This window comes from Pseudomonas sp. JZ114 (assembly GCF_051027705.1).
In the GTDB taxonomy this organism is placed as follows: domain Bacteria; phylum Pseudomonadota; class Gammaproteobacteria; order Pseudomonadales; family Pseudomonadaceae; genus Chryseomonas; species Chryseomonas luteola.
The window spans coordinates 3421543-3438689 of the sequence record NZ_CP069256.1 but is presented as its reverse complement, the minus strand read 5'-3'; the positions used below and the strand labels follow the sequence as shown (position 1 = coordinate 3438689).

Annotated in this window: 17 protein-coding genes; 10 read left to right on the top strand and 7 right to left on the bottom strand. The window is 59.0% G+C overall.

Annotation, left to right across the window (positions count from 1 at the left end; genetic code table 11):
* Window positions 1-7 precede the first annotated feature (7 nt).
* Together JQR90_RS16255 and JQR90_RS16250 are read right to left on the bottom strand one after the other, a co-directional pair.
* Entirely contained in the window at window positions 8-1006 is a 999-nt protein-coding gene (locus JQR90_RS16255; RefSeq protein WP_434140129.1) for an aldo/keto reductase, read from the bottom strand.
* A 94-nt stretch (window positions 1007-1100) separates the two neighbouring features.
* Window positions 1101-1343 carry a hypothetical protein gene (locus JQR90_RS16250; protein WP_434140128.1) on the bottom strand — a complete coding sequence of 81 codons (243 nt, stop codon included), beginning with the start codon at window positions 1341-1343 and terminating at the stop codon, window positions 1101-1103.
* Between the two features lie 405 nt (window positions 1344-1748).
* Between JQR90_RS16250 and JQR90_RS16245 the strand changes: the two genes are divergently transcribed.
* The 7 genes from JQR90_RS16245 (at window position 1749) to rbsD (ending at window position 9445) form a co-directional block, all read left to right on the top strand.
* Entirely contained in the window at window positions 1749-3344 is a 1596-nt protein-coding gene (locus JQR90_RS16245) for a carboxylesterase/lipase family protein (RefSeq protein WP_434140127.1), read from the top strand.
* Window positions 3345-3515: 171 nt separating this feature from the next.
* Window positions 3516-4475 (top strand): sugar ABC transporter substrate-binding protein, encoded by a 960-nt coding sequence (locus tag JQR90_RS16240; RefSeq protein WP_019365991.1) that lies wholly within the window; start codon window positions 3516-3518, stop codon window positions 4473-4475.
* 94 nt (window positions 4476-4569) lie between these two features.
* A complete protein-coding gene (locus JQR90_RS16235; protein WP_074822175.1) occupies window positions 4570-6123 on the top strand; it encodes a sugar ABC transporter ATP-binding protein in 1554 nt (517 codons plus the stop codon).
* Entirely contained in the window at window positions 6120-7103 is a 984-nt protein-coding gene (locus JQR90_RS16230; protein ID WP_434140126.1) for an ABC transporter permease, read from the top strand. Before JQR90_RS16235 ends, JQR90_RS16230 begins: the two co-directional genes overlap by 4 nt.
* Window positions 7104-7105: 2 nt before the next feature.
* Window positions 7106-8122 (top strand): LacI family DNA-binding transcriptional regulator, encoded by a 1017-nt coding sequence (locus JQR90_RS16225; protein WP_010795713.1) that lies wholly within the window; start codon window positions 7106-7108, stop codon window positions 8120-8122.
* A gap of 1 nt (window position 8123) precedes the next feature.
* Window positions 8124-9032, top strand: a complete 909-nt coding sequence (gene rbsK / locus JQR90_RS16220) for a ribokinase (RefSeq protein WP_010795712.1) — start codon at window positions 8124-8126, stop codon at window positions 9030-9032.
* An 8-nt stretch (window positions 9033-9040) separates the two neighbouring features.
* Entirely contained in the window at window positions 9041-9445 is a 405-nt protein-coding gene (gene rbsD / locus JQR90_RS16215) for a D-ribose pyranase (RefSeq protein ID WP_434140125.1), read from the top strand.
* A gap of 19 nt (window positions 9446-9464) precedes the next feature.
* Here rbsD and JQR90_RS16210 read toward each other — a convergent pair whose 3' ends face one another.
* Window positions 9465-10571 (bottom strand): catalase family protein, encoded by a 1107-nt coding sequence (locus JQR90_RS16210; RefSeq protein ID WP_434140123.1) that lies wholly within the window; start codon window positions 10569-10571, stop codon window positions 9465-9467.
* Here JQR90_RS16210 and JQR90_RS16205 point away from each other — a divergent pair.
* Together JQR90_RS16205 and JQR90_RS16200 are read left to right on the top strand one after the other, a co-directional pair.
* The gene (locus JQR90_RS16205) at window positions 10570-10698 is read left to right on the top strand and encodes a hypothetical protein (RefSeq protein WP_258019711.1); all 129 of its coding nucleotides are present in this window, start codon (window positions 10570-10572) and stop codon (window positions 10696-10698) included. The two genes, JQR90_RS16210 and JQR90_RS16205, sit on opposite strands and share 2 nt — an antisense overlap.
* A gap of 166 nt (window positions 10699-10864) precedes the next feature.
* Window positions 10865-11890, top strand: a complete 1026-nt coding sequence (locus JQR90_RS16200) for an alpha/beta fold hydrolase (protein WP_219651090.1) — start codon at window positions 10865-10867, stop codon at window positions 11888-11890.
* A gap of 26 nt (window positions 11891-11916) precedes the next feature.
* Here the strand turns inward: JQR90_RS16200 and JQR90_RS16195 are convergent, their stop codons facing one another.
* On the bottom strand, window positions 11917-12999 hold the full coding sequence (locus tag JQR90_RS16195; RefSeq protein ID WP_434140122.1) for a GGDEF domain-containing protein: 1083 nt from the start codon (window positions 12997-12999) through the stop codon (window positions 11917-11919).
* Window positions 13000-13315: 316 nt separating this feature from the next.
* On the opposite strand from JQR90_RS16195, the gene JQR90_RS16190 reads away from it, so the two are divergent.
* The gene (locus tag JQR90_RS16190; RefSeq protein WP_434140121.1) at window positions 13316-14482 is read left to right on the top strand and encodes an MFS transporter; all 1167 of its coding nucleotides are present in this window, start codon (window positions 13316-13318) and stop codon (window positions 14480-14482) included.
* Here JQR90_RS16190 and JQR90_RS16185 read toward each other — a convergent pair.
* From JQR90_RS16185 to JQR90_RS16175, 3 genes are all read right to left on the bottom strand, one after another.
* Window positions 14479-14892 carry a topoisomerase DNA-binding C4 zinc finger domain-containing protein gene (locus JQR90_RS16185; protein ID WP_434140120.1) on the bottom strand — a complete coding sequence of 138 codons (414 nt, stop codon included), beginning with the start codon at window positions 14890-14892 and terminating at the stop codon, window positions 14479-14481. The two genes, JQR90_RS16190 and JQR90_RS16185, sit on opposite strands and share 4 nt — an antisense overlap.
* Before the next feature lie 180 nt (window positions 14893-15072).
* A complete protein-coding gene (locus JQR90_RS16180) occupies window positions 15073-16101 on the bottom strand; it encodes an SIS domain-containing protein (RefSeq protein WP_434140119.1) in 1029 nt (342 codons plus the stop codon).
* Between the two features lie 19 nt (window positions 16102-16120).
* A complete protein-coding gene (locus JQR90_RS16175) occupies window positions 16121-17146 on the bottom strand; it encodes an ROK family protein (protein ID WP_434140118.1) in 1026 nt (341 codons plus the stop codon).
* Window position 17147 lies beyond the last annotated feature (1 nt).

Here is a 17147-nt window from a genome sequence, read left to right as displayed (position 1 = left end):
AAACCGCTCAGTCGTGCCGCTTCTCACTGTCCATGTGAGCCAATTGAGCGGCGGGATAGCGTTCTCCTGCCGCGGCGTTGGCGGGAATGGCCTGCTCGATTCTGGCCAGCTCCTCGGCGGTTAGCATGATATCCAGTGCACCCAGCGACTCATGTAAACGTTCACGGGTACGTGCGCCTACCAGCGGGACAATATCTTCACCGCGCGCCAGCACCCAGGCGATTGCCATCTGTGCCGCGGTAACCCCTTTCTCTTGAGCAATGACTTTGAGCGTGTCGGCCAGCTTGAGGTTGGCGTCCAGATTGCTGCCCTGAAAACGCGGGCTGATGGCGCGAAAGTCCTGCTCACCTGCGCGGTCTTTTGACCAATGACCGCTGATAAGGCCACGTGAGAGCACGCCATAGGCCGTGATTCCGATGCCAAGTTCACGGCAGGTAGGCAGGATGTCCGCTTCGATTCCGCGTGAAATCAGTGAATATTCGATTTGCAGATCAGCGATAGGGGTAACGGCCGCGGCCCGGCGGATCGTATCGGCCCCGACTTCGGAGAGGCCGACATGGCGCACATAGCCTGCCTTGACCATTTCGGCGATGGCGCCCACGGTATCTTCGATAGGAACGTCTGGATCGAGGCGGGCAATACGGTAGATATCCACATGATCCGTATTCAGGCGTTTGAGCGTGTACGCCAGGAAATTCCGGATAGCCTTGGGGCGGCCGTCGTAACCCATCCAGGCCCCGTCTGGTCCTCGCAGGGCACCGAACTTTACGCTGATCGTTACTGCCTCCCGGCGATCCCTGAGCGCTTCGGCAATCAACAGCTCGTTATGGCCCATGCCGTAGAAATCACCGGTGTCGAGCAGGTTGACGCCCGCTTCCAGCGCCGCGTGGATCGTGGCAATACTTTCTGTACGGTCCGCCGGACCGTACAGGTCCGACATGCCCATGCATCCTAGTCCGAGCGCTGATACCTGGGGGCCGGTCTTGCCGAGCGTGCGTGTAAGCATGGCGAAAGCTCCTAAAAGAAGACGTTCACCATAGACCGGTCCCTGCTGGCATCTACGCCCCAGGCGCGCAGCGTTAGCCTGGCTAAGCGCTCATTCAGTGATGAGCGGCCTCTTCCGCGGCTCGCGCCACACGCTCTGAAGAGCGCACGGTCGGTGTAGCGGCCACTTTGTCATCCAGCTCTTCCAGCTTGAATTCGACGTCTCTGAGTTGCGTACTGATGGCCACCAGCTGATCTTCCAGCAGGCGCGCGCGGCCTAACGTTTCCCTAATGATCTTGAAGGAGGGAATTCCTACGACGACGATAAGAATCAGGGCAATGATCGAGGCGATGCTCATGGGTGGGGTCCTTTTATCGGCAGTCATCAAACTGCGGCATTCCATTACCAGGGGCTTTCCCGCATGAGTCTCGGAAAGTATGGCGAGTCGATACCGCGTCTGGTCTCGGCTACGCTTTTAAAGGCGCGCCGATCTGTGGTTAAGGGCGAGATGATGCTCTATTGCCATCAACTCCCGCTGTGACAGTGCAAATGATGTTTTGATCCTCAATGCAACCGCGTTCGCAGACAAAAGGTCGCCGTCGCGGTATGGATTCGTGTGTAAAAACAGGTTCGGGCTGCGTACCAGACACGCTGGCGCAAGGTCTGGTGGTGGAACCACGACAGCGGCCTGCAAGTCACACCCGCAGGCGCCCCAGATGCTCTGCAGGCGGCTGGCGCCGTTGATCTGCCAAAAGGAAAAACAATGACTCCATCCCTAAAGAAACTGATGACCCTGGGGCTGCTCATGGCGCCTTTGGGTGCCTTCGCTCAGCCCGGCGCGTTGACTGAGGTAGGCATCGACAGTGGCCGCTTGAAAGGTAGCCAGTCGGGCGATGTCATCTCCTTCAAAGGCATTCCCTTTGCGGCCCCGCCGGTGGGTGAGAACCGGTGGCGTGCGCCTCAGCGTGTGAAGCCCTGGCGCGGAGTGCGTGAGGCGACTGCCTATGGCGCAGACTGCATGCAAAAGCCGATGGCCAGCGATGCAGCTCCCTTGGGCGTAGAGCCCTCCGAGGACTGCCTGTACCTCAACGTCTGGCGTCCGGCGCAGGAGACGGCAAACCGCAAGGCCACACTGCCGGTTGTCGTCTGGATCTATGGGGGCGGCTATGTTAACGGCGGTGCTTCACCGTCGGTCTATGACGGCAGCGCCTTTGCCCGCGATGGCGTGGTCTTTGTCAGTTTCAACTACCGGCTTGGCCGCTTCGGCTTTTTTGGACATCCTGCGCTGACGGCTGCAAAAGAAGGTCCGCTGGGTAACTACGGCTACATGGACCAGATCGCTGCGCTGCAATGGGTGAAGCGCAACATCCGTCAGTTCGGCGGTGACCCAAACAACGTTACCGTCATGGGTGAGTCTGCTGGCGGCGGCTCGGTGCTCAATATCACCACCACGCCACTGACGCGGGGGCTGTTTGACCGTGCCATCGTCATGTCAGGGGGCGGACGTTCCTTGATGGGTGAGCTGCATGAGATCAGCCGCGACTTGCCCGGGAATCCCTCCGCCGAGACCATCGGCAAGAATTTCGCCCGCAGTGTTGGTGTTGAAGGCACTGGTTCTAAGGCATTGAAGGCGCTGCGTGAATTGCCGGCCAGCCGTGTGCTGGGCGACCTGAACATGATGACCATGGGCAGCAATGCCTCTACTTACGTGGGCGGACCGGTACTCGACGGGCGGGTCGTGGTGGGTACACCGGAGCAGGTCTACAGCGCCGGTCAGGAAAACAAGGTGCCCATGCTGATCGGTTCGACTAGCGCCGATCTTGGCTTTAATACGGCCAAGACAATGGAAGAGCTGTTCGCACCGTTTGGGCGTGAAGCAGAGCGGGCCCGTCAGTTATACGACCCGGAAAATACAGGCGATGTGCAGGCGGTAGGGGCCGCAGTTGCTATGGACCGGATGATGACGGAGCCGGCTCGTTTCGTTGCCAGCAAGATCTCCCAGCATGATCGCCAGGCATTTCTTTATCGCTTCTCCTACGTCGCCGATTCGCTGCGCAGTGAGACCAAAGGGGCGCAGCATGCCAGCGAAATTCCCTATTTCTTCAAAACGCTGGAAGCGCGATATGGCGACAAGGTAACGGACAAGGATCAGGACATGGCAAACGAGGCCCATGCCATCTTTGTTAATTTCATCAAGACGGGTAATCCCAACGGTACAAATGTGGCGCGCTGGCTGCCGTTCAACCGTGAGGGCAATCTGGTCATGGATTTCGCGGCCGATGAAGGTCCGGTTCTTAAAGAGGACCCCTGGAAAGAGCGCCTCGACCTGATCGAGAAAACTCAGCACGCCAAACCGTAAGCTATTCGTCGAGCCGGTCATGGCCGGCTCGACATGCCTGTTTTCCCTGTTTTTCTCTCTCTGGCAACCCATCCGCCATCACACTTCGCAGATTGACAACCGTGCCAATTCTTCTCATAGTTTTGCCACGCAAACGTTTGCGCCATAACAAAGACAACAATGGAGTGCACCATGAACGCATCCCGCCCTATGCGGCTTCTCGCTGCTGCTGTTCTGTTTTCCACGACTTCCGCTTTTCTGCCCTTGTCCGCGGCTTATGCTCAGGATGCGGATAAACCCAAGGTCGCGCTGGTGATGAAGTCTCTCGCCAACGAATTCTTCCGCACCATGGAAGACGGTGCCAAGGGTTATCAAAAAGAGCATTCTGACCAGTTCGATCTGATCTCCAATGGCATCAAGGACGAAACCGACACGTCCAGCCAGATTCGTATTGTCGAGCAGATGATCGTGTCCCAGGTCGATGCCATCGTCATCGCACCGGCAGATTCCAAGGCGTTGGTGCCCGTCATCAAGAAAGCCATGGATGCAGGCATCAAGGTCGTAAACATCGACAACCGTCTGGATCAGGACGTACTCAAGAGCAAGCAGCTTGACGTGCCCTTCGTAGGCCCGGACAACCGCAAGGGTGCCCGTCTGGTAGGTGAGTACCTGGCCAAGCAGCTCAAGGCTGGTGACGAAGTTGGCATCATCGAGGGCGTTTCCACTACCTTCAATGCCCAGCAGCGCACCGCTGGCTTCAAGGACGCTATGGAAGCGGCCAACATGAAGATCGTGGGTGTCCAGTCCGGCTCCTGGGAGATCGACAAGGGCAACGCCGTGGCCTCTGCCATGATGAACGAACATCCCAATCTGAAGGCGCTGCTGGCTGGTAATGACAGCATGGCCCTGGGCGCTGTTTCTGCCGTTCGCGCTGCGGGCAAAAAGGGCGAAGTATTGGTAGTGGGTTACGACAACATCAATGCCATCAAGCCCATGCTCAAGGACGGCCGCGTTCTGGCTACGGCTGACCAGTACGCCAGCAAGCAGGCGGTCTTTGGTATCGACGCTGCGCTCAAGCTGGTCAAGGGTGAGTCCACCGGTGCTGTCGACGGTGTGATCGAAACGCCTGTCGAGCTGGTAACCAAGCCGTAATCCATCTTTACCCGCCGGGCTTTGGCGCGGAGTCGATCGTATTCGCCTTTGCACCGGAGTCTTGCGGGGCACCTGAGTTTTAAAGGAGACCGTCATGTCGGGCAGGCCAGTCCTTTCCATTACCGGCATCGGCAAGACCTATGCGCAACCCGTTCTGGGAGAAGTCAGCCTTGAGCTGTATCCCGGCGAGGTGTTGGCGCTGACAGGTGAGAACGGCGCCGGCAAGAGTACGTTGTCCAAGATCATCGCGGGGCTGACTCCGCCCACGACCGGGCAGATGACCTTTCTCGATCAGCCCTACACCCCCGGTAGCCGCACCGAGGCCGAGCGCCTGGGCGTGCGCATGGTTATGCAGGAGCTCAACCTGCTGCCGACCCTGACCGTTGCCGAAAACCTGTTTCTCGATAACCTGCCCAGTCGGGGCGGGTGGATTTCCCGCGGGAGGTTGCGTGAGCAGGCACGGCTGGCCATGGCGCAGGTCGGGCTGGATGCTATTGATCCGGATACCCTGGTCTCTGACCTGGGGGTCGGCCACCAGCAGATGGTCGAGATCGCCCGTAATCTGATCGGTGACTGCCGCATCCTGATTCTCGACGAGCCTACCGCCATGCTGACGGCGCGCGAGGTCGACCTGTTGTTCGAGCAGATCGAGCGCCTGCAGGCCCGTGGTGTCGCCATCGTCTACATCTCCCACCGCCTGGAAGAACTCAAGCGCATCTCCCAGCGGATCGCGGTTCTACGCGATGGCCGGTTGGTCGCCGCCGAGTCCATTAGCCGTTACAACACCGATCAGCTGGTAGCGCTGATGGTGGGACGTGAGCTGGGTGAGCATATTGACCTGGGCGAGCGCCACATTGGCGCGCCGATACTGAAAGTGGACAAGCTGAGCCGTGCCGGCAAGGTCTGCGATGTATCGTTCGAGGTTCGCGCTGGAGAGATTCTCGGTATTTCCGGCTTGATCGGCGCGGGTCGTACCGAATTGCTGCGGCTCATCTACGGCGCCGACCGGGCCGACAGCGGGCGTGTTTTTGTGGGTAATCCGCTGCGTGAAGTCAACGTCAGCTCGCCAGCCGAGGCGGTACGTAATGGCATCGCCCTGATCACCGAAGATCGCAAGGGGGAGGGGCTGTTACTCACCCAGTCCATCTGCGCGAATCTGGCGCTGGGCAATATGCCTGCCGTTGCCAAGCGCGGCGTGGTTCAGTCCGCGTCCGAACTTGCCTTAGCTGAGCGGCAGATCAAGGCCATGCGCATTCGCAGCTCCAGCCCTCATCAGCCGGTGGGTGAGCTTTCCGGCGGTAATCAGCAGAAGGTCGTGATCGGTCGCTGGCTGGAGCGTGATTGTCAGGTGCTGTTGTTCGATGAGCCTACCCGCGGCATCGACATCGGCGCCAAGTTCGATATCTACGGCTTGCTGGGCGAGCTGACCCGGCAGGGCAAGGGGCTCGTTGTCGTGTCCAGTGACCTGCGTGAGCTGATGTTGATCTGCGACCGGATCGCCGTGTTGTCCGCCGGCCGTCTCATGGAAACCTTTGACCGTAACGATTGGAGCCAGGATCGCCTTCTGGCCGCCGCCTTTGCCGGATACAGCAGCCGTGAAGCGATGCTGGGCGAAGCGGTTTCTCCCATACAGGAACTCTCCGTATGAACACTACCGTAACTCCGGCCGCGCCCAAGCGCAGCAGCAGTGTGTCCGGCCTGGGCACCTACCTGGGACTGGCCGGTGCCTTGCTGGCCATGATCGTGCTGTTCTCCGCCATGAGCAGCCATTTCCTGTCCTATAACACCTTCACCACCCTGGCCAACCAGATTCCGGACCTGATGGTGCTGTCGGTGGGCATGACGCTGATCCTCATCATCGGTGGGATCGACTTGTCCGTAGGCTCGGTGCTGGCACTGGCGGCCTCGGTCGTTAGCGTGGCTACGCTCAACTGGGGGTGGGGCATTTTCCCAGCCGCGGTCCTGGGTATGGTTTGCGCAGCCTTGGCAGGCACCGTGACGGGCAGCGTAACCGTGGCATGGCGGATTCCTTCATTTATCGTCTCCCTGGGTGTGCTGGAAATGGCGCGGGGACTGGCCTACCAATTAACGGATTCGCGCACGGCCTACATCGGTGACGCCTATGGTTGGCTGTCCACGCCGTTCGCCTTTGGGATTTCGCCTTCCTTTATCATCGCGCTGCTGGTGATTGCCGTTGCCCATGCCTTGCTGACGCGCAGCGTGTTTGGCCGCTATCTCGTCGCTATCGGCACCAATGAAGAAGCAGTGCGCCTGGCGGGTATCAACCCCAAGCCTTACAAAATCCTGGTTTTTGCCCTGATGGGTCTGTTGGCAGGGTTGGCCGCGTTGTTTCAGGTGTCCCGTCTGGAAGCGGCTGACCCCAACGCCGGCGCCGGGCTTGAATTGCAGGTCATCGCGGCGGTAGTGATCGGCGGAACGAGCCTCATGGGTGGACGCGGTTCGGTCATCAGCACGTTCTTTGGTGTGCTGATCATTTCCGTGCTGGCCGCCGGGCTTGCACAGATTGGCGCCAGCGAGCCGACCAAACGCATCATTACCGGTGCGGTGATCGTGGTGGCCGTGGTGCTGGACACCTACCGCAGCCATCGCGCCAAGCGCCGAGCCTAACCATGGCGACCATCAAGGACGTTGCGGCACTGGCCGGTATCTCCTATACCACCGTATCGCACGTGCTCAATGGTACTCGCCCGGTTAGCCCCGAAGTACGCACCAAGGTCGAGGCGGCCATTGACCAGCTGGGCTACGTTCCCAGCGGCGTGGCCCGCTCGCTCAAGGCCAAGGCCACCAGTACCATTGGGCTGCTCGTGCCCAATGGCAGCAACCCGTACTTTGCGGAGCTGGCGCGGGGTATCGAGGATCACTGCGAGCGTAACGGCTACAGCGTCATCCTCTGCAACTCCGATGACAATAACGACAAGCAGCGCCGTTACCTGCGTGTGCTGCTGGAGCGTCGTATCGACGGCTTGATCGTGGCCACCGTGGGCGGCGACGGTGAGTTCGCCCAGGCCTTGGCCGCAGTCAAGGTGCCGATGGTGCTGGTCGACCGCCCGCTGGAAGGTGTGGAAGCCGATCTGGTGCAGATCGACCATGAAGAGGGCGGCTATCTGGCAACGAGGCACTTGTTGGCGTTGGGTCATCGGCGTATCGCCTGCCTGGGTGGGCCTGCCGAAACGCTGGTCGCTCAGGAACGCCTGGCTGGTTATTGCCGTGCGATGAAGGAAGCTGGGCAGACGATACAGCCTGCGTGGCTGCTCAATACCGAGTTTACTAGCGCCGCCGGTTATACCGCTGCCGCACACTTGTTGGAAAAGAGTGCACCCACGGCCATTTTTGCCGGGAACGATATGATCGGAATCGGTATCCTGCGTGCCGCCGCCGAGCGCGGCCTGCGCGTTCCGCAGGATCTGTCCATCGTGGGTTTCGACGATATTGCCGTGAGCCGCTACCTTTATCCGGCATTGACCACGGTGGGGCAGTCCATCCTGCAGTTAGGCGAGCGCGCCGCCGGACAGCTGCTGGCCCGGCTCGCGCAGCGGCACCGGCCCACACCTGAACATACCGTGGTGGCGCCTACCCTGGTGGTACGCGAGTCCACCACGTCTATCGAATTGAACGAGAGTCCATAAGATGCAAGCAAAAATAGTGATCGTGGGGAGTCTGAATATGGACCTGGTCGTACGGACCCCACGCGTGCCGGTAGGCGGTGAGACCCTGGCAGGCCGCAGTTTCGTGACGGCGCCTGGCGGCAAGGGTGCCAATCAGGCAGTGGCGTGTGCCCGTCTGGGCGCGCAGGTCACCATGATCGGCTGCGTAGGCCGTGACGCCTACGGCGAGCAGCTGCGCAGTGGATTGGAAGCCGAAGGCATCGAGTGCTCCACGGTCGCATCCGTAGAGGGTGTACCGACCGGTATCGCCTCCATCCTGGTCGATGACAATGGGCAGAATTGCATCGTGATCGTGGCGGGGAGCAATGGCGAGCTGTCGCCCGAGCACCTGACCCGCCACGACGCCGCATTGCAGGCTGCCGATGTGGTCATCGCCCAGCTGGAAGTGTCGGTCGCCACGGTCGAAAAGACGCTGACCCGCGCTCGCGAGCTGGGAAAGACGGTCATTCTCAATCCAGCACCAGCCGTAGGTCCGCTGCCTGCTCATTGGTATGGTCATGTGGATTACCTGGTTCCAAACGAGAGCGAGGCCGGCCTTCTGACTGGTATTGAGGTCAACTCGCTGGAAACAGCCGCCCAGGCTGCCCAACAACTGCTCGACGCAGGCGCCAAGCGTATCCTGCTGACGATGGGCTCACAGGGCGTGCTGTATAAGGATACCGAACGGCAGCAGCACTTCCCGGCGCAGGTTGTCCAGGCGGTGGATACCACGGCGGCCGGAGACACCTTTGTCGGCGGATTTGCCGCTGCCCTGGGTGAAGGTCTTCCGCTGGAAGAGGCCGTTCGTTTGGGCCAGCAGGCGGCTGCGCTGTCCGTCACCCGTGCCGGAGCGCAACCCTCCATTCCCTATCGCCGCGAATTGAACATCTGAGAGCGCCCATGAAAAAGACTCCTTTGCTTAACAGTGCGCTATCCCGCGTGATTGCCAGCCTTGGTCATGGTGATGTGATCGTGATCGGCGACGCTGGCATGCCCGTACCGCCCGGCGTGGAATGTATCGATCTGGCCGTGACTCATGGCGTGCCCGACTTCGCCACTACGCTACGCGTCATCGTGAGTGAAATGCAGGTCGAGGCCCATGTCCTCGCCGAGGAGAGCGTTGTCCAGCATCCGCCTGCCTTGGTTGAAATCCAGCGGTTAAGCGCCGCGGGCGAATTGGGCAAGCGCCAGCTGGTAAGCCATGAGGACCTCAAGGCGCTATGCAAAAAGGCGCGGGTGCAGGTCCGCACTGGCGAATGCCAGCCCTATACCAATATTGCATTGATTGCTGGCGTCACTTTCTGATGACACCGGCAGGGCACGCTCACTGAGGCAGTCTATTCAGTGAGCGTGGCTCATGAATGGGGCAACCGTTGAATTGCCCCCTGAACCCGGATGACATCTCGTAGGCCGGCTTGCGAGAACGCATCACACCCCCAATGGGACGATGCGCTGCCAGGCCATGCCAGGGTGAGAACGCCATGCTGTCGTCTACTTCCCTAGCGCGGGCCTCCGTCCAGGTGGGCTGCGGATCGACTTCGATCCGGGCTACGGTGATATAAGGGCTTTCTTCCTCCGGCCACTGTGCTGAAGCATCCTCGACGGGCATCTTCTTCGCATCGGTAGCCAGCTGAACCCGCATCTCCCATACGCCACCCTGCCTGGCAAAGAATTCGCTTACCGCCTCGCGTAGCCCATTGGGTTTGCCGTTTACATTCAGCGGTGCGTCGGTCAGGGCCGTCAGCTCGGGAGAAGCAGGCGCCACGCTGAGTTTGGCGTAATAAGGGCCATACAGCAGGGGCACGCTGGTGTAGAAGGTTTCGCCCAGGATATGGGTTTCCGGATGGCCACCCAAGGATTTGAGCGTTGCACTTTCACCGCCAACGGCTTCGATTACCTTTTCAGTACCGCGCAGAACAGCCGACAGCGCTTTCTTGAGGCGCGGCGCCTTGTCGGTGGTTGCGGCCAGAAGCTTCAGGCTTTTCAGAAAGGCCTTTGGTGTTGCTGCCGAAAAAGCCGGTGCATTCACCATTACGAAATCCTGAGTCAGCTGGCCTTCACTACCCGGTAGGCGATCTCCCTCCACACCAATGACCTTGAGCGCCAACCCCCGCGGCGAGGAGACGCTATCGTCCAGCAGATCTCCAGGGTTGGTCGAAAAGCGCAGCACGACAGGGTAGTCACCCATCTTGGCAAAGACACCCTGGGCAAGCTCCGGTGGCAGACCTTCCAGTACCTTCAGACGTCCCTGCAACAAGCCATGGCTCTTGGCATGAACACTGCGTACGGCGTGCCCATAATCCTCGGAGGTCGTCTCGATGATCTTGCGCATCGTTTCGACAAGCTCGCGAGTGGTCTCGGCCTCATCCTCCGGGATCTGTTCAAATGATGGATCAAACAGCAGTGGGCGAATGGGAAGGGTGGTCGACATGGAAAGTCCTCAGCTCATCAGGGTGCGTTATGTGGCATCGTTGTTATGGCGTGCGTACTGGCCACAAGCCTTCCTAACTCTGGACAAGCCCTGCTATCGACTGTTCATGAATGGCGTTGATGAATGACAATAGATAGCATTTTGTATACAAAACCCTGGCCTTACCGTCTCGTTTGGAGCGAATCGAATCTTTTCCGCTGCACATTCCGCTTAAACGCAACAAAACGCTACGAAATAAAACCCTTCCTACTGGCCGCAGTCCGTTAAAGAACGGTCTACCAGAGGAGAACGTCATGTCTGCCCCAGCACTTCCCATGATGCCGCCAGCTCGTATAGCCCAGGTCAACGGTATCCAGATGGCCTATTACGAGGCCGGCCCTCGAATGACCGGCTCCAAACCAGCCATTCCCATTGTGCTCTGCCACGGTTTTCCCGAGCTGGCCTTTTCCTGGCGTCATCAGATCAAGGCGCTGAGTGAAGCGGGGTATTGGGTCATCGCGCCTGATCAGCGCGGCTATGGGCTGACCGATCGGCCCGAGGCTGTTGAGGCCTACGACATGGAGCACCTGACCGGTGATCTGGTCGGTCTGCTGGACCATCTGGGCGTGGAAAAAGCCATTTTCTGTGGTCATGACTGGGGCGGTCTGCTGGTCTGGCAGATGCCGCTTTTGCATCCTGACCGTACCGCCGGTGTGATCGGCCTTAACACGCCGTATTTGCCACGTCCGCCCGTCGAACCGATCGAGGCGATGCGCAAGCGCATGGGCGACGAGATGTATCAGGTGCACTTCCAGAAGCCCGGCGAGGCAGACAGCGTTTTCAACCGAGATGCCCGTAAAGTGTTCAGTTTCCTGATGAAAAAGCCTGGAGGAGACGAGGTCGACGGGGCGGGTATCGCAAAGGCCAAGGCATCCGAGCAGGGCTCAGCCTTTGCACTGGTGCGCTGGCTGGAGGCCTATCAGCCCGAACAGGATACTCGGGAAACTTTTCTGACCGAGGAGGAGTTCAACGTCTTTGTTGAAACCTTCAGCCGGACCGGCTTTACCGGTGGCATTAATTGGTATCGCAACATCACACGTAACTGGGAGCGTTCGGCCAATCTGCCGACGGAAATAAACGTGCCTTCGCTCATGGTCACTGCGGATCAGGATGCCTTCCTGCCGCCTTCCATGTCGGAAGGCATGGAAACGTACGTGCATGACCTTCAGCGAGGCGCCATCCAGTCCTCCGGTCACTGGACCCAGCAGGAGCGGCCCGATGAGGTCAACCGCGTCTTCCTGCACTGGTTGCTGCTGCGGTTTCCGCTAGAGGCCCGCTGACAGGGTAGGGCACCCGTTGATGCCGCTCAGGCTGCGACAGCTTGAGCGGCTCGCATGATTCGGTTGCGGCCTTGCTGTTTACCCTGGTAAAGCGCCTTGTCGGTGCGCTTGATTGCATCCTTTAGACACTCGCACTCGCCAATCACGCAGGTCGCCAGCGTGGCCGTCACCATGATGGTGGCACCCTCTACCTCTAAACGTATTGCGCGAATTTCATTCAAGATCCGCTCGGCAATCTTGTCGGCATTTTTGAGGTCGGTATTACGCATCAGGATCAAAAATTCCTCACCACCCCAGCGTGAGGCCACGTCCGTGCCTCTCACCGACGCGGCAATGACCGATGACACCTGCTGCAGGACCGTGTCGCCCACGTCGTGGCCAAAGGTATCGTTGATGTTCTTGAAATGATCTACATCCAGCATGATCAGTGAGATCGGCTTGAACGTTTGAGGGCTGCGGTACAGCCGCTGCGCCTCGCTGTGCAGACGTCCGCGGGTATATAGATTGGTCAGGCTGTCCTTGTTGGCCAGGGTAAACAGGTCTGCCTGCATGGCAATCGAGCTGGAAGCCGTCAGGGCCGAAATATAGACCAGCATCACGATGGCCGAGCTCAGATTGAACAGGCTGAACAGCTCTGTAACCTTGGGGCTCAACATGAGCAGGGGTTCAACGGCGAAAAACAGATCCGTAACCTTGCCTATCAGTAGGCAAGTACAAATCAGTATGCAGGTTACCCAGCGCCAGAAGGGGGCAACGGTGTAATTGAACAAGGCAATCGGAACGATGCAGAGCAAGTAGTAGTAAAACCCGGTATGCCATCCTATGACCACGGTTGCGACCACGGCATGCACGACGATTTCCGACATCAACAGCGTGCTTGTCAGTCGATAGCGCTTGGCCTTCAGTAGCTGTAGGCAATAGAAGTGGATGGCCACGCTGCCAATATTGGTCAGCCAGAGGGCTTTGACGTCCAGCGCAATGAACGTCAACAGAAAAATGATGTGAATACCCAGCACCGCCTTGATGCCAAGCACACCCCTGCTCCAGAAGCGATCCGTTGCTGTTTCCAAAATCTGGGCGCGATCAGACGCCGAAAGATCATTACTCATTAAGTCCGACCCGACTTATACATGCATGGCGCTGCACGTTTCAGCCCGTGAAAGTTGTTACAGAACATCGGCTGGACCTGGTAAGTCTTGAGTGAGAACAGCTTGAAAATAAGCCGCTTGATCAGCGGCACGGCAATCTTGAGGAGTACAGGAACCACCGATTAGTAAGGGTATGTTGCTTACAGTAAGCTAGCTAATAAGACACGCTTATCCCTGAGTATGAATAAGCCTATTGAACCGGCACCCCATAACGCCGGACACCCATTACCTGATGAGTATCGAGACGCAGCCCGAATGGCTTGCGTGGAGTTGATGTGTGCTGCCCAACAAACTGATCCTTGCCGTGCTGATTGTCGGCATTTCTGTCGTCGGCCTCAGTATCGGCGCCACCATTCCCGTCGTGGCGCTACGCCTGCACGAAGCGGATATCCCCAACCTGACCATTGGCATTCTTTCGGCCTTGCCGGCCGCCGGTATGCTCGTGACGGCCTTTATCGTCGAATGGCTCACCGCACGGCTTGGTCGCAAGCACATCTACCTGCTGTGCTTTTTCCTCTCCATGATCAGCATCGCCATGCTGGAAGTCTTCAGAGCCGAGCTCATCCTGTTGGGGATGTTCCGCTTTCTGATGGGGATAGGGGCAGGGCTGATCGTCATTCTGGGGGAGGCCTGGGTCAACGAGATTGCTGATGAATCCAACCGTGGTCGTGTTGTCTCCCTGTACGCCACCTTCTTCACTGGTTTTCAGCTGCTTGGGCCTGCCATGGTTTCCGCCTTGGGCCCGAGCAGTGCCTGGGTCACAGGCATCGTTCTGGCGATCTTTGCTGTGTGTTTGCTGGCTACCGCGCGGTTTCTGCCCAACCCCATCGCCGGTAAGGCTATCGTCGAGGAAAAAACCTTTACTGTGTTGGGCTTTCTGAAGGTCGCCCCTGCGATCTGCGCAGGCGTCGTGTTCTTCTCCTTTTTTGATAGCGTCGTGCTGTCCATGTTTCCCGTGTTTGCCTTGAGCCACGGTTACGAAGTTGCACTGGCCGCACTGATGGCGACCGTCATTCTGCTAGGTGACACCTGCCTGCAATACCCGCTGGGTTGTCTGTCCGATCGCTTCAACCGCAACCACCTTTACCTCGGCTGCGGCCTGATTGCCTTGCTGATTGGTCTTGCGCTGCCCTGGTTGATCCAGATGCAAGCGTTGCTTTGGCCTGTGCTGGTCATACTGGGTGCGGTAGCCGGTGGCGTCTATACCCTGGCCATTACCCTTATCGGGCAGCATTTTCAAGGGCAGGACCTGATTACCGCCAATGCCAGTGCAGGGTTTCTGTGGGGCGTGGGAAGTCTTGCTGGTCCCATCCTGAGTGGCGCAGCCATGTCCGCAGGGCCAAATGGTCTGCCACTGGTATTGGCCGCAGCGGCTGGCTTATTCGTACTGTGTGCCCTGAAGGCAAGGGGCGGACGTGCCCTCAGACTGGAGCAACATGGTTAGAGACTGGATAGACGAGAGCCATGCGTTCTCGCAGAGTGGCTGATGAGCTTTGTTCCCCGGCAGACAGGGGCGCGGCTGCAACCATAAAAGCTCTTGCCAGCCTTGGCTGTGCGCAGGCTCATGGGCGCCGAGCAGAACGGGCAATTCTCCGCGTTGGCCTGCCAGGGTGTAACCAAAGGTGCATTGGCAGCAATGATCGAATGGTGCGGCGCGGGTTTTTGAGGTACTCGACTGCTGCGCAACCCTTCATAGACGCTCCAGGCTACCAGTACGCCAACAATACCCAGCATGATCGCGGCATCGCTGACGGAAAGTGCCCCAGCAGCCGCATCCCCAGCCCATGTCAGGTAAGGTAGAAGAAAAAGCACTGATCCAGTGAATGCCTTTTGCGTAAGCGGCATGCGTCCCATGACTCTATCCATTTGGCTGATGCGCGGCGCACAGTGCGCCTGATATGCGAGGGCTATCGGCAAAGGACATTCAAGCTTAAGTCGAAGACAATAAGCCCCGACCAGTGGCGTATCGGGGCTTTGTTTTGTCACCGATGAATGGGAGAGGCGGCATTCATGGCGAGAGCGTGCAGGCGCTCATCAATGCGTCTCGGTCACCTTTTTCAGGTAACGCGGCTGATCAGGATTGCAGCCGCGCGCCTTGGCCAGTGTCTCGGCAAGAACATAAAAGCTCTGGATCAAGGTGAAAGGCTCCAGCATGGCATGGTCGGTCCGGGCGCTGGGTAAATCGACGCCGTCATTATCCTCGGTTGCAGCCACCAATACCTTGGCCCCACGCGCACGCATCTCTTGGGCGAACGCTAGCGTGCCGGCCTGCTCAGGGCCGGCAGGTGCAAAGATCAGAACCGGATACCCTTCGGTGATGATCTCCATCGGGCCGTGTTTAACCTCTGCACTGGAAAAGGCTTCGGCCTGTATGCCGCAGGTTTCCTTAAGCTTCAGAGCTGCTTCCATGGCAATCGGGAGGGCCGGGCCTCTGCCGATGACCAGCATCTTGTCGACCGGTGTCAGCACCTCGATGGCCCTGGACCAGTCTGCCTCCACGGCACGCTCCATCTGCTGAGGCAATGTCTGGAGCGCTTGTAGCAGGTCTGACTTTATACCCAGGTTGCGCTCCAGATAACCTACCGTCTGGGCGGCTGCCATAAGCATGGCAACATAGCTCTTGGTGGCAGCCACACTTTGCTCAAGTCCGGCAGGCAGCAAGACCTCACCATCAGCAATTGCCGCCAGAGGCGAATCGGGCGTATTTACCAGGGCAGTCGCCCGAGCGCCGCGGGATTTCAAATAACGAACGCTGGCAATCAGGTCCGGACTCTTGCCAGATTGGGAAAGCGCCGCCACCCAGGCATTGTTGAGGCGCAGGGGCGGCTGATTGAGGCTGACCAGCGAAAGCGGCATGGAAAGGCTGGGAATGCCGATTCGGCACATCATCAGATGAGCAAAATAGGCGGCTGCGTGATCCGAGCTGCCCCGCGCCACGGTCATCATGAGGTCAGGCAGATTACGCGCCAGACGGTCTGCCAGTGCTGTAACAGCACTGTCATCGTCCAGCATACGTTGCAGGACGGCAGGAATGGACTGGGTTTCATTCAACATCAGGGACATTGCAGTTACCTTCGGGACGTCAACCTTCGGACGCTGTAGCGTCCGGTGTGGAAAGAAGCTCGGTTTGGCTCAGGATCTGCTCGGGGATAAAAGCAAGCCCGGCGGCATCCATAGCCATACTGAGCGCGCCCCATAGAGGCGCGTCGTGCGTGAAATGCGCCGTGACGATTTCAGGCGCAAAGGGAACAGTACGGTTAATCATGTGCTTGATGAGCGGGGCCAGCGTTGCCGCTTGCCGATAAAGCCCTCCACCAATGGCAATGCGGCCAACATCCAGGGCGATCGCCAGATTGGCCACCTGAGCGGTGCAGGCAGCAATCCGCACATGCAGCGCCTGCTGAGCGCGAGGCTCCTGGCTGGTGAACAGGTCGAGCGCCTGGTGGCCCGGCCCGAGTAGCTCAACGGCCAGCTGATTCAGGGCCGTTCCGGAAAATAGCTCCTCCAGCGGGGCGCCACCTTGCTCGTGGCTGTACCAGTCCGATACGCGCTCAGGGTCCAGAAACGGTGACAACATATAGCCAATTTCCATGGCGGCGCCGTTATGCCCACGGATCAGCTGCCCATTGGCAATGGCTGCGGCAGAGAGCCCCGTGCCCAGATTCAGGTAGAGGGCATGATCGATACCTTGCAGGCTGCCCCAGCGTGCCTCGGCCAATGCACCGGCCTTGACGTCGTTGTCCAGCATGACCGCAGGCGTACCCAACCCTTGAGCAATCAAGCCGTGCAGGTCGAGCCCTTCAAAGCCGGGTGTATTGGGCGCCATCAGCAAGGTATGACCACGTACAACGCCTGGGAATACGCCCGCCACGCTGCGAATGGTCGTTGCGCCGAGTTGCTGTGCACATTCCCGTGCGGCCTCAAGCAGGCGCATCAGGGCCGGATCGCCAAGCAGACCCTTGGCATGGGTCGCCAGGACCCGGGTCGCCAGCTGCTCGCTGGCGGGGTCATAGCAGGCAATGTGGGTTTTAGTACCGCCAACATCGATGGCCAGCAGTACGCCCTGATCAGGCATGGTAAGACTCTCTTTTTCAAGTGCTTGTGTCATG